The 12,763-nt window shown below is 71.8% G+C and carries 10 protein-coding genes and 1 pseudogene; 2 read left to right on the top strand and 9 right to left on the bottom strand.

Annotation, left to right across the window (positions count from 1 at the left end; translation table 11 throughout):
* Window positions 1–241 precede the first annotated feature (241 nt).
* Window positions 242–838, top strand: a pseudogene (locus tag IF37_RS42665) (phosphatase PAP2 family protein); the annotation flags it as partial.
* Here the strand turns inward: IF37_RS42665 and IF37_RS0128950 are convergent.
* The 8 genes from IF37_RS0128950 to IF37_RS0128915 form a co-directional block, all read right to left on the bottom strand.
* The gene (locus IF37_RS0128950) at window positions 780–2,594 is read right to left on the bottom strand and encodes a chitinase (RefSeq protein ID WP_030748864.1); all 1,815 of its coding nucleotides are present in this window, start codon (window positions 2,592–2,594) and stop codon (window positions 780–782) included. The pseudogene IF37_RS42665 and the gene IF37_RS0128950 overlap by 59 nt on opposite strands.
* Before the next feature lie 85 nt (window positions 2,595–2,679).
* Window positions 2,680–3,141: a hypothetical protein gene (locus tag IF37_RS0128945; RefSeq protein WP_030748861.1), complete on the bottom strand. Its 462-nt coding sequence runs from the start codon at window positions 3,139–3,141 to the stop codon at window positions 2,680–2,682.
* A 182-nt stretch (window positions 3,142–3,323) separates the two neighbouring features.
* Complete coding sequence (locus IF37_RS0128940) at window positions 3,324–4,754, bottom strand: FAD-binding oxidoreductase (protein WP_030748857.1); 1,431 nt, start codon at window positions 4,752–4,754, stop codon at window positions 3,324–3,326.
* Window positions 4,755–4,801: 47 nt separating this feature from the next.
* Window positions 4,802–5,602 carry an ABC transporter permease gene (locus IF37_RS0128935; protein ID WP_030748854.1) on the bottom strand — a complete coding sequence of 267 codons (801 nt, stop codon included), beginning with the start codon at window positions 5,600–5,602 and terminating at the stop codon, window positions 4,802–4,804.
* On the bottom strand, window positions 5,603–6,532 hold the full coding sequence (locus tag IF37_RS0128930) for an ABC transporter permease (RefSeq protein ID WP_030748851.1): 930 nt from the start codon (window positions 6,530–6,532) through the stop codon (window positions 5,603–5,605).
* Window positions 6,532–7,698 carry an ABC transporter ATP-binding protein gene (locus IF37_RS0128925; protein WP_030748848.1) on the bottom strand — a complete coding sequence of 389 codons (1,167 nt, stop codon included), beginning with the start codon at window positions 7,696–7,698 and terminating at the stop codon, window positions 6,532–6,534. Before IF37_RS0128925 ends, IF37_RS0128930 begins: the two co-directional genes overlap by 1 nt.
* Window positions 7,695–8,942: a spermidine/putrescine ABC transporter substrate-binding protein gene (locus IF37_RS0128920; RefSeq protein WP_030748845.1), complete on the bottom strand. Its 1,248-nt coding sequence runs from the start codon at window positions 8,940–8,942 to the stop codon at window positions 7,695–7,697. The genes IF37_RS0128925 and IF37_RS0128920 overlap by 4 nt, the downstream gene beginning before the upstream one ends.
* Before the next feature lie 34 nt (window positions 8,943–8,976).
* Window positions 8,977–10,530, bottom strand: coding sequence for a gamma-aminobutyraldehyde dehydrogenase (locus IF37_RS0128915; protein ID WP_030748842.1), 1,554 nt, complete (start codon window positions 10,528–10,530; stop codon window positions 8,977–8,979).
* A 208-nt stretch (window positions 10,531–10,738) separates the two neighbouring features.
* Here IF37_RS0128915 and IF37_RS0128910 point away from each other — a divergent pair, with 208 nt between their 5' ends.
* On the top strand, window positions 10,739–11,296 hold the full coding sequence (locus tag IF37_RS0128910) for an NADAR family protein (protein WP_030748839.1): 558 nt from the start codon (window positions 10,739–10,741) through the stop codon (window positions 11,294–11,296).
* A 694-nt stretch (window positions 11,297–11,990) separates the two neighbouring features.
* Here IF37_RS0128910 and IF37_RS46030 read toward each other — a convergent pair.
* A partial coding sequence (locus IF37_RS46030; RefSeq protein WP_253915880.1) for a DUF4190 domain-containing protein occupies window positions 11,991–12,763 on the bottom strand: 773 nt, incomplete at its 5' end.

Below are 12,763 nucleotides of genomic sequence, written 5' to 3'. Positions count from 1 at the left end.
TCGTGCCCTCGCGCACGCGGCCGGCGCCTGACGGCTCCGGGATCTCCTCACCGATCGGACGGTCGCCGCCCCAAACCCCCCGGGGCGCGCGACGTTCCGGTCCGGTCGGCCGCCCCGGAACCACCCCCCCTGTTCCGGGGTGGCCGACCTCCTCCCCACGGGGTCTGCCAAGCTGGGCGCCGTGTCGACCCCAGCCCGCCGCGCCCTGTTTCCCGGCGTCCCGGCCGTCCTGTTCGCCCTGATGACCTGGCAGGTCCTGGCCGACGGCCCCCTGCTGCGCCTGGACGCCCGCCTCAGCCGGGCCCTGATCCGTCCCGACCGCTTCTCCGAGCTCCTCTCCGACCTCGGCAACGTCCAGGTCGCCGTCCCGGTGCTGCTCCTCGCGATCGGCTGCGCGCTCCGGTTCGGGCGGGGCGACGGCGCACCCCGCTGGTGGCTGCCGCCGCTGACCGCCGCCGTGCTGATGGCGCTGCTCCCGGCGGTCGTCGTCCCGTGGAAGGAGTGGACCGCCCGGCCGGGGACACCGGTGGTGCCCCCGGCGGTCGGTTACTTCCCGTCCGGTCACACGGCGACGGCCGTGGTCGCGTACGGTTCGGCGACCCTGCTCCTGCTGCCCCGGCTCCGCTCCCCCGCCGCCCGCCGCGCGCTGGTGGCCGGCTGCGCGGTCCTGGTCCTCGCCGTCTCCTACGGCCTGGTCCGCCGGGGCTGGCACTGGCCGCTGGACGTGGTGGCCTCCTGGTGCCTGGGAGCCGTGCCGCTGAGCGTCCTGGCCCCGGTGGTCAGCCGAAGTACGCGTCGAAGTTCTTCTGGAACGCCCAGTTCGCGTACCGGTCCCAGTTCACCGACCACGTCATCAGACCGCGCAGCGCGGGCCAGGTCCCGTGGGTCGGGTACGAACCGCAGTTCGTCTTCTTCGTCAGGCAGTCCAGGGCCTTGTTGACCTCGGCCGGGGAGACGTAGCCGTTGCCCGCGTTGGTGGAGGCCGGCATGCCGATGGCGACCTGGTCGGGGCGGAGCGGCGGGAAGACGTTGTTCTGGTCGCCGGCGACCGGGAAGCCGGTGAGAAGCATGTCGGTCATGGCGATGTGGAAGTCGGCGCCGCCCATGGAGTGGTACTGGTTGTCCAGGCCCATGATCGGGCCCGAGTTGTAGTCCTGGACGTGCAGCAGGGTCAGGTCGTCGCGCAGGGCGTGGATGACCGGGAGGTAGGCGCCGCAGCGCGGGTCCTGGCCGCCCCACTTGCCGGTGCCGTAGTACTGGTAGCCGTTCTGCACGAAGAAGGTCTCCGGGGCCATCGTCAGCACGAACTTCGCGCCGTACTTGGCCTTCAGGGTCTTCAGCGCCGAGATGAGGTTGACGATCACGGGGGTGGTCGGGTTCTTGAAGTCCGTGTCGCCCGCGTTCAGGGAGAGCGAGTGGCCCTCGAAGTCGACGTCGAGGCCGTCGAGGCCGTAGGTGTCGATGATGTTAGAGACCGAGGAGACGAAGGAGTCGCGGGCGGCGGTGGTGGTCAGCTGGACCTGGCCGTTCTGGCCGCCGATCGAGATCAGCACCTTCTTGCCGGCCGCCTGCTTGGCCTTGATCGCGGCCTTGAACTCGGCGTCGCTCTCCACGTTCGGGCACTCGGTGACCGGGCAGCGGTTGAACCGGATGTCCCCGGACGTGACCGAGGTGGGCTCGCCGAACGAGAGGTCGATGACGTCCCAACTGTCGGGGACGTCGGCGAGGCGGGTGTAGCCGGCGCCGTTGGCGAAGCTCGCGTGCAGGTAGCCGACGAGGGCGTGGGCGGGCAGGTCGGCCGAGCCGCCGCCACCGCCGCCGCCGGGGCTGGTCGTCGCGGTGACGACCGCGGACTTCGCGGACTCGCCGGCGTCGTTGACCGCCGTCACCTGGAAGCCGTACGCGGTGGCGGCGGTGAGGCCGGAGACGGTCGCCGACGTGCCGGTCACCGTCTGCACCTTGACCCCGTCGCGGTAGACCGCGTAGCCCGTCGCGCCGGTCACGGCCGACCAGGACAGGCCGACCGAGGACGAGGTCACCGAGGTGGTCTTGAGGCCGGCCGGGGCGGCCGGCGGCTGGGTGGTGCCGCCACCGCCGGGCCCGACCAGGGTGATGTCGTCGGCCTGGTAGGCGCCGGTGCCGTACCAGCCGTGGGTGTAGATCGTGACTTTGGTGGTGCCGGCGCCGGTGCGGAAGGTGGTGCTGAGCTGCTTGTAGTCGGGGGCGGACTGGGCCCAGGTGGAGACGTCGGTGGTGCCGGTGCCGCTCGCGCCGAGGTAGACGTAGGTGCCGCGGACGTACCCGGACAGGGTGTACTGCGCGTTCGGCTGGACGGTCACCGTCTGGCTGCACTGGGCGTTGTCGCCGCCGGCCGGGGTGGCCTGGAGCGCGGAACCGCCGCTGTGCACCGGCGAGTTCACCGTCGTACCGGCCGTGCAGGTCCAGCCGGTCAGGCCGGACTCGAAGCCGCCGTTGACGGCGATGTCCGCGTCGGCCGCGTCGGCGGCCGACGAGAGCGCGGTGATGCCGGGCACGGCCAGCAGGGCGGCCGTGAGCGCGGCGAGGGCGGATCGGGGACGTCTGGCGCGGTCCACAAGTGCCTCCGTGGTCGGGGGAGTCGCAGGGGCGGAGCGCACACAACTTGGTCCAGACCAATCCTCTTGTCAAGGTCTCCGGCCATTACCCGTCCGCACGCCTCCGTCCGACGGGCCCCGCCGCCGCCTCGTGCATCGCCAGTTCCAGCAGCGCCGGATCCGTCAGCGTGCCGGAGCCGTCCGGCGGCACCAGCCAGCGCACGCCCCGCGCGGCCGCCCGGCCCGGGTACGGCACGACGATCCAGGTGCCGGTCCCGGCCGCGCGGACCCCGGTGCCGAGCCAGCGGGCAGCGGTGCCCGGGGGCACGAAGAAGCCGACCCGGTGGTCGCCGAAGTCGGCGAGCACCGGGCCGGGCCGGTCCAGCACGCGGCTGAGGACGTCCAGGGTCGGGTAGCCGAGGCCGCCCGGCAGGATCAGTACGTCCCACGCCTTGCCCGCGGGCAGCAGGGCGACCCCGAGGGGGCTGCGCTCCCACTCCCAGCGGCACGCCTCGGGGTCCGGTGCGACGGATGCCAGCCAAGCGACCGCCGGCTTCGCCCCAGTCATCGATGAGTCTCCCTCTCTCTCGTGCTCCGCCGTACGACACGGCGCGTCAGGAGGAGAGAGGGAGACCCTCCGGCGGCATTACGCGGGTTCGCCCGGCCCGTCGGAGTGAGCCCGCTCACGGCGGGGCCGCCGGGGCGGGCGGGGCCGCAGGGCCGGGCGGGCTGACCGCCGGTCCGGCCGTGTCAGCTGTCGAAGCCGAGCCCCAGCCGGTCCATCGTGCGCAGCCACAGGTTGCGCCGGCCGCCGTGCGCGTCCGCGCGGGCCAGGGACCACTTGGTGAGGGCGATGCCCGTCCAGGCGAAGGGCTCCGGCGGGAACGGCAGCGGCTTCTTGCGGACCATCTCCAGCTCGGTCCGCTCGGTGCGCTCCCCGTCCAGCAGGTCCAGCATCACGTCCGCGCCGAACCGGGTCGCGCCGACACCGAGCCCGGTGTAACCCGCCGCGTACGCCACCTTCCCCTGGTGGGCGGTGCCGAAGAACGCCGAGAAGCGGGAGCAGGTGTCGATCGCGCCGCCCCAGGCGTGGGAGAAGCGGACGCCCTCCAACTGCGGGAAGCAGGTGAAGAAGTGGCCGGCGAGCTTGGCGTACGTCTCGGGCCGGTCGTCGTACTCGGCGCGCACCCGGCCGCCGTAGGGGTAGATCGCGTCGTAGCCGCCCCACAGGACGCGGTTGTCGGCGGACAGCCGGAAGTAGTGGAACTGGTTGGCGCTGTCCCCCAGCCCCTGTCTGTTGTGCCAGCCGATCGACGCGAGCTGGCCCGCGGTCAGCGGCTCCGTCATCAGCGCGTAGTCGTAGACCGGGACGGTGTACGACCGCACGCGCCGCAGCAGGCTCGGGAAGATGTTCGTGCCGAGCGCGACCTTGCGGGCGCGGACGGCGCCGTACGGGGTGCGCACGGCCATCCCGGCGCCGTACCCGCGCAGGGTCAGGGCGGGCGTGTGCTCGTACACGCGCACCCCGAGCCGGACGCACGCCTGCTTCAGGCCCCAGGCCAGTTTCGCCGGGTGCAGCATGGCCACGCCCCGGCGGTCCCACAGGCCCGCCTCGAAGGTGGGCGAGTTCACCTGCTCGCGCACGGCGTCGGCGTCCAGGAACTCGATGCCGTCGGCAAGGCCCTTCTCGGCCAGTTCCCGGTGCCAGTCGCGCAGTTCCCACGCCTGGTAGGTCTCGGTGGCGACGTCGATCTCGCCGGTGCGCTCGAAGTCGCAGTCGATGCCGTGCCGGGACACGGCGGCCTCGATCTCGTCGAGGTTGCGCCGTCCCAGCTCCTGGAGCTTGTGGATCTCGCCGGGCCACCGGGTGAGGCCGTTGGGCAGGCCGTGTGTGAGGGAGGCGGCGCAGAAGCCGCCGTTGCGGCCGGAGGCGGCCCAGCCCACCTCGCGGCCCTCCAGCAGGACCACATCGCGCTGCGGGTCGCGCTCCTTGGCGTTCAGCGCGGTCCACAGCCCGCTGTAGCCGCCGCCGACGACCAGCAGGTCGCAGGTGTCGGTGCCGGTGAGGGCGGGCTCGGCGGGTGGCTTGCCGGGGTCTTCCAGCCAGTACGGGACCGGCTGGGCTTCGGAAAGAGAGGCGATCCAGTTGTCTTTGCCACGGCTCATGGCGCTTGGGGCCATGATTTCAACTCCCTACAGAGGACTTGCCGGAAAGGCGCCTTGGCAGGTCATGCCCTTTGCCTGTTCCGGCGATTGCTGACGACCATCGCCGCCAGGACGAAGAGGACGGCGACGAGGAACATGGCCGTGCCGATCACGTTGATCTGCACGGGTGTTCCGCGCTGCGCCGATCCCCACACGAACATCGGGAAGGTGACGGTCGAACCGGCGTTGAAATTGGTGATGATGAAATCGTCGAAGGAGAGCGCGAACGACAGCAGCGCGCCCGCGGCGATTCCGGGTGCCGCGATGGGCAGGGTGACCCGCAGGAAGGTCTGCGCGGGACCGGCGTACAGGTCCCGGGCGGCCTCCTCCAGCCGCGGGTCCATCGACATCACGCGCGCCTTGACCGCGGTGACGACGAAGCTCAGACAGAACATGATGTGGGCGATCAGGATCGTCCAGAAGCCCAGCTGGGCGCCCATGTTCAGGAACAGGGTGAGCAGCGAGGCGGCCATGACGACCTCGGGCATCGCCATCGGCAGGAAGATCAGCGAGTTGACGGCGCCGCGGGCCCGGAAGCGGTAGCGGACCAGGGCGAAGGAGATCATCGTGCCGAGCAGGGTGGCACCGGCCGTCGCCCAGAGGGCGATCTGGAGGCTGAGGGAGAGCGAGCCGCACATGTCGGCCACGCCGCACGGGTCCCGCCAGGCGTCCGTGGAGAACCGCTGCCACTCGTAGTTGAAGCGGCCCTTCGGCTTGTTGAAGGAGAACACCGTGACGATGACGTTCGGCAGCAGGAGATAGGCGAGCGTCAGCAGTCCGGCGATGACGACGAGACGGCGCTTGAGCCAGTTGACGACGGGCATTCAGACCAGATCCTCCGTGCCGGACCGGCGGATGTAGAGCGTGACCATGGCGAGGATCGCGGCCATGAGGATGAAGGACAGGGCCGCGGCCGTCGGATAGTCCAGGATGCGCAGGAACTGCGTCTGGATGACGTTGCCGATCATGCGCGTGTCGGTGGAGCCGAGCAGCTCGGAGTTGACGTAGTCGCCGGCCGCCGGGATGAAGGTCAGCAGCGTCCCGGAGACCACGCCCGGCATGGAGAGCGGGAAGGTGACCTTGCGGAAGGTGGTCCAGGGCCTGGCGTACAGATCGCCGGCCGCCTCGTGCAGCCGTCCGTCGATCCGCTCCAGCGAGGTGTAGAGCGGCAGGATCATGAAGGGCAGGAAGTTGTACGTCAGACCGCAGACCACCGCCAGCGGGGTGGCCAGGACGCGGTCGCCGGCCGTCCAGCCGAGCCAGTCGGTCAGGTCGAGCACGTGCAGCGTGTTCAGGGTGTGCACGACGGGGCCGTTGTCGGCGAGGATCGTCTTCCAGGCCAGGGTGCGGATCAGGAAGCTGGTGAAGAACGGCGCGATCACCAGGATCATGATCAGGTTCTTCCAGCGGCCGGCCCGGAAGGCGATCAGGTACGCCAGCGGGTAGCCGAGCAGCAGGCAGAGCACGGTCGCGGCGGCGGCGTAGAAGACGGACCGCAGGAACTGCGGCCAGTACTCGGCGAGCGCGTCCCAGTAGGTCGCGAAGTGCCAGGTGACCTTGTAGCCCTCCTCCAGGGAGCCCTGCTGCACGGAGGTGGAGGCCTGGTAGAGCATCGGCAGCGCGAAGAAGACGATCAGCCACAGGATGCCGGGCAGCAGCAGCCAGTACGGGGTGAACCGGCCGCGCCTGCGCGGGGGCTTCTCCTCGGGCGCGGCGGGGCCGAGCGGCGGGGGCGCCTCGGTGAGCGTGGACATCAGGCGGCGACCTCTTCCGCGGTGGCCGCGCCCGCGTCGATGTCCTGGGCCGCGTCCAGGCCGAAGGTGTGGGCCGGGCTCCAGTGCAGGACGACGTCGGCGCCGGGGACGAGCCGGCCGTCCCGCTCGACGTTCTGCACGTACACCGACAGCTCGTCGCAGACCGGGCTGTCGATGACGTACTGCGTGGAGACGCCGATGAAGCTGGCGTCGGCGATTGTGCCGGTGAGGCGGTTGCGGCCCGCGGGGATGGTGCCCGCGTCGTCGGCGTGGGTGAGGGCGATCTTCTCGGGGCGGATGCCGACCAGCACCTTGCCGCCGGCCCGGGCCGGGGCGGAACATCGCGCGCCGGGCAGCACCAGCTTGCCGCCGCCCGCCTTGAGCACGATGTCGTCGCCGTTCCTGGTGTCGACCTCGGCCTCGATGAGGTTGGAGGTGCCGAGGAAGTTCGCGACGAAGGTGGTCCGCGGGTTCTCGTACAGATCGGCCGGCGAGCCGAGCTGCTCGACCCGGCCGCCGTTCATCACGGCGACCGTGTCGGCCATGGTCATGGCCTCCTCCTGGTCGTGCGTGACGTGCACGAAGGTGATGCCGACCTCGGTCTGGATGCGCTTGAGCTCCAGTTGCATCTGGCGGCGCAGCTTGAGGTCGAGGGCGCCGAGCGGCTCGTCGAGGAGGAGCACCCGGGGGTGGTTGATCAGGGCCCGGGCCACGGCGACGCGCTGCTGCTGGCCGCCGGAGAGCTGGTGCGGTTTCTTGCGCGCCTGTTCGCCGAGCTGGACCAGGTCCAGCATCTCCTCGACCTGCTTCTTCACGCTTCTGATGCCGCGCCGGCGCAGGCCGAAGGCGACGTTCTCGAAGATGTCGAGGTGCGGGAAGAGGGCGTAGGACTGGAAGACCGTGTTGACCGGACGCTTGTACGGCGGCAGGTGGGTGACGTCCTGGTCGCCGAGGCGCACGGTCCCGGAGGAAGGTTCCTCCAGCCCGGCGATCATGCGCAGGGTGGTGGTCTTGCCGCAGCCGGAGGCGCCGAGCAGGGCGAAGAAGGACCCCTCGGGCACGGTCAGGTCGAGCGGGTGTACGGCGGTGAAGGAGCCGTAGGTCTTGGAGATGCCGGAGAGGCGGACGTCGCCGCCGTTGTCCGGTGTCGTCTTCATCGTCGTCACGCCCCTGTGAGCTTCGCGAACTTCTCTTCGTAGGCCGTCTCTTCCTTCTGGCTCAGGGAGCGGAAGGCATGGGACTTCGCCTGCATGGCCTGGTCGGGGACGATCAGCGGGTTGTCCGCCGCGTCCTGGTCGATCTTCGCAAGGTAGGGCTTCACCCCGTCGACCGGCGTCACGTAGTTGATGTAGGCGGCGAGCGCGGCGGCCTGGGCGGGCTCGTAGTAGAAGTCGATGAGCCGCTCGGCGTTCGTCTTGTGGCGCGCCTTGTTGGGGACGCACAGGTTGTCGGTCGACGTCATGTAGCCGCTGTCGGGTATGACGAAGTCGACGTCCGGGCTGTCCGCCTTGAGCTGGACGACGTCACCCGCCCAGGCGATGCAGGCCGCGAGGTCGCCCTTGGTGAGGTCGGAGGTGTAGTCGTTGCCGGTGAACCGGCGGATCTGGCCCTTGTCGACGGCCTTCTGGAGCCGGGCGATCGCCGCGTCGAAGTCGTCGCCGCTGACGCGGGCGGGGTCCTTGCCCATGTCCAGCAGGGTCATGCCCACGCTGTCGCGCATCTCCGACAGGAAGCCGACGCGCCCCTTCAGCTTCGGGTTGTCGAGCAGGTCGGAGACCGAGGTCACCTCGATGCCGTCGAGCGCCTTCTTGTTGTAGGCGATGACGGTGGAGATGCCCTGCCAGGGATAGGAGTACGCCCGCCCGGGGTCCCAGTCCGGGTCGCGGAACTGGGGCGAGAGGTTGGTGTAGGCGTGCGGCAGGTTCGACACGTCGAGCTTCTGCACCCAGCCGAGGCGGATCAGCCGGGCGGCCAGCCAGTCGGTGAGGACGATGAGGTCCCGGCCGGTGTCCTGCCCCGCGGCGAGCTGCGGCTTGATCTTGCCGAAGAACTCGTTGTTGTCGTTGATGTCCTCGGTGTAGCCGACCCTGATCCCGGTCCGCTCGCGGAAGGTGTCCAGCGTCGGGTGGCGCTTGCCGCTGTCGTCGACGTCGATGTACTCGGTCCAGTTGGAGAAGTTCACCACCTTCTCCCGGGCCGAGTGGTCCTGGGCGGAGGTGCCGCCCTGGGTCTTGCCCGCGGCGGGGATGCCGCAGCCGCCGAGCGCCCCGAGGCCGCCGGTCGCGAGCGCGCCGCCCGCGGTGGCGCGCAGCAGCGACCGGCGGGTCAGGGCGGCCCGGCCGCCCCGCTTGCCGCGCTGGACGGCGGCCCGTAGGGGCGGGGTCAGGCGGTCGGGCTCGTACTGCTCCATGCGCGTGGTGCCCTTTCGGGAGGGGTCGGCCCGGTCACTGGCCGGTCGTTCGCTGTCGGTCCCCGAAGATCGTGCGGTGCCAGTCCTTCCTCGCCACCGCGGTGTTGTCGAACATTACGTGCTTGACCTGCGTGTATTCCTCGAAGGAGTACGCCGACATGTCCTTGCCGAAGCCCGATGCCTTGTAGCCGCCGTGCGGCATCTCGCTGATGATCGGGATGTGGTCGTTGACCCATACGCAGCCCGCTTTGATCTCGCGGGTGGCCCGGTTCGCGCGGTAGACGCCGCCGGTCCACGCGGAGGCGGCGAGACCGTACGGGGTGTCGTTGGCCAGTCGGATTCCCTCGTCATCACTGTCGAACGGGAGTACGACCAGTACCGGACCGAAGATCTCCGACTGGACGATCTCGCTGTCCTGGGGCGCGTCGGCGATCAGGGTCGGCCGGTAGTAGGCGCCGTTCTCCAGGCCGCCGCGGGGTGCCTCGCCGCCGGTCACCACGCGTGCGTAGGCGCGCGCACGCTCCACGAAACCGGCCACCCGGTCGCGCTGGACGTGGGAGATCAGCGGTCCGAGGTCGGTGCCGGGCGCGAACGGGTCGCCGAGCCGCACGGTCTCCATCAGCGCGGCCGTCCGCTCCACGAACGCCTCGTACAGCGGACGCTGCACGTACGCGCGCGTGGCGGCGGTGCAGTCCTGCCCGGTGTTGATGAGCGCGCCCGCGACCGCGCCGTGCACCGCGGCCTCCAGGTCGGCGTCGTCGAAGACGACGAAGGGCGCCTTGCCGCCCAGCTCCAGGTGGAGCCGCTTGACGGTGGCCGTGGCGATTTCGGCGACGCGGCGGCCGACGGCAGTGGACCCGGTGAAGGAGGTCATCGCCACGTCCGGGTGCCCGACCAGGTGTTCCCCGGCCTCCTTGCCGGTGCCGGTGACGACGTTGACCACGCCGTCCGGGAGGCCGGCGTCCGTGGCGGCCCGCGCGAAGAGCAGCGAGGTCAGCGGGGTCGGCTCGGCGGGCTTCAGCACGATGGTGTTGCCGGCGGCGATCGCCGGGAGGATCTTCCAGGCGGCCATCTGGAGGGGGTAGTTCCAGGGCGCGATGGAGCCGACGACACCGATGGGCTCGCGCCGGACGTACGACGTGTGGTCGCCGGAGTACTCACCGGCGGCCTGGCCCTGGAGGTGCCGGGCGGCGCCCGCGAAGAACGCGGTGTTGTCGATGGTCCCCGGCACGTCGAACTCACGGGTGAGCTTGAGCGGCTTGCCGCACTGGAGGGACTCGGCGCGGGCGAACTCCTCGGCGCGCTCGGCGAGCACGGCGGCGAACCGGTGCAGGGCGTCCGAGCGCTCGCCCGGGGTGGCACCGGCCCAGCCCGGGAACGCGGCGCGCGCGGCGGCGACGGCCGCGTCGACGTCGTCGGTGCCGGCCAGCTCGTAGGTGTACACCTCCTCGCCGGTGGCGGGGTCGACCACGGCGTGGTGGCGGCCCGAGGTGCCCTTGGCCAGGCGGCCGGCGATGAACTGCGCGCCGTCGGCGAGACGGTCCTGCGCGGGGAATCGTTCCGGGGTGGCGGTGCCCGGGTTGTGCATGTCGCTCTCCTCCGCCGTACGCCCCGTCCCGGGGGTGGGTGGCGTAGCTCCAGCTCGATTTGAGTGCCGATCCTGACAGAGCAGTAGGACTGCAACAAGGGATTCCGTTGTTGCCTTTTGGTTACGCGACGGAATCTGTCGACCAGGTGTCGAGTGAGAGCTGAAAAGGACGGACGGAGTGTCAGTGGTGCGTGCCAGACTCGCGTGCATGGGAAAGATCGACGGGTTGGAATCCCTGATCGGGGAAGTCCGGGCGGGGTCCCGGATCAAGTACCTGCACTTCTGGGGGCACCAGCCGCAGGCGGACGGCCGTATCGGCGCGAGCTGTCTCAGCCAGTGGTGGCCGTCGCCCTTCGTCGTCGACGGTGTCGAGTACGCGACGGCCGAGCACTGGATGATGGCGGGCAAGGCACGGCTGTTCGGCGACCCGGAGGCGGAGCGGCAGGTGCTGGCCGCGCGGCATCCCGCCGCGGCGAAGAAGGCGGGCCGGCTGGTCCGGGGCTTCGACTCGGCGGTGTGGGAGCGGGAGCGCTTCCGGATCGTGGTGGAGGGCAGCACGCACAAGTTCGCGGCCCACGACGACCTCGGCCTGTTCCTGCTGAACACCGGGGACCGGGTGCTGGTGGAGGCGAGCCCCCTGGACCGGATCTGGGGCATCGGCCTGCCCGCGTCCGACGAGGCGGCCTCGACCCCGGAGCGCTGGCGGGGCCAGAACCTGCTGGGCTTCGCCCTGATGGAGGCACGAGAGCGACTGACAGGGGCGTAGCCCCTGCGGGGGGCTTGGCTGGGGGCGGGGGCCGGTTGACCCTGTGGGGAGGTCGGCTTGGCTGGGGGCGGAGGCTGGCTGGCCCTGCGGGGGTTGAGGGGACGGAGGTCGACTGCCCCTGCGGGGGCTTGGCTGCGGGGCGGGGCAGGGCCGGGTGACCCTCCGGGAACGTGGCCGTGGGGCGGAGCCCGGCTGACCCGGCCGGGGGGTCCGCTTGGCACCGGGCGGAGCCCCGGCGGGAAAGTGGCTGCGGAACGGTCGAAAGACCCTGCGGGGGGGCTGCCTGGTCCTGCGGGGCGGGGCAAGGGCCGGTGACCTGCCGGACCCAGCGGGGGCCGGGCTCAAGCCCTGCGGGCGGGGGCCCGTCCGCACCCGCGACAGCGGGGGCTCAGCCCCACCGGACTACGAGGTGAGGCGCCCGGCCCTGCCGAGGGGGAGCTGCTCTGGGGCCGGGGCCTGGCCCCGCGTGGTCGGGAACCCGCCTGTTCCGGTGCGGGGCGGGTCTGCCTGGCACGCCAGGCGGCACACAGCCGCGCGCGTGCCGGGGCTTGGCCCTGTGATCAGGGTCTGCCTCGCCCGGGCGGGGCGGCAGCCCGCGGGTCACAGGGGCTGGACGGGGTGGGCGTGGCACCGGGGAGCGCGGGCCCGGCCCTGGGGCCGGGGGCGTGGGTCGGACCGCCTGCCGTCGGGGGCGTCAGCCGGCGTAGAGCGCGATGAAGAAGGCGAAGAAGCCCAGCACCAGCACGATGCCGGCGGCACCGCAGATGATGCCGGCCAGGGCGACACCGGGGTTCGTCGCCTCGCCCCGCTTCGCCTTGCCGCGGCCGATCGCGCCGAAGATGACCGCCAGGATGCCCAGCACCAGGGCGATCGGCCACGCCACGAAGCCGACCGCCGCCAGGATGCCCAGCACCAGCGAGGCCGTGCCCATGCCGTTGCTCGGCACCGGCTGCATGCCCGGCCAGCCGTACCCGTTCCCGGCGGGGTACGGGACGTGCGACGGGTAGCCGTACGGCACCTGTCCGGGACCGTCGGGCGCGATGGGCGGCGGCGGTACCGGCTCCGGTCCGCCGTGCTGCGCGCCGGGGGCGAACGGGTGCGCCAAAGCGGCGGGCGCCGGCGGCGCGAAGGACGCGGAGGGGGGCTGTGGGGCGTACGGGTTCGGCTGCGGGGGCGGAGCGTACGGGTTCGGCTGGGGTGCCGATGCCGGAGGCGCGAACGCGGCCGGCTGGGGCGCCGGGGACGTCGGCGGGGCGTACGGGTCCGGCTGCGCTGCCGAAGGAGCGGGCGGGGCATAGGGATTCGGCTGGGGTGCCGACGGAGCGGGCGGGGCGTACGGGTTCGGCTGCGGCGCCGAGGCGGCGGGGGCGGAACCCTCCGCCGGGCCGGGCCACGGCGCGGCGGCGGGGGCGGAACCCTCCGCCGGGGCGGCCCACGGGGCGGCGGCGGGGGCGGACGGAGCCGGCG

It is taken from the genome of Streptomyces sp. NRRL S-31 (genome assembly GCF_000718775.1).
In the GTDB taxonomy this organism is placed as follows: Bacteria; Actinomycetota; Actinomycetes; order Streptomycetales; family Streptomycetaceae; genus Streptomyces.
The sequence above is the reverse complement of the archived record's forward strand: the minus strand, read 5'-3'. Positions and strand labels throughout refer to the sequence as shown.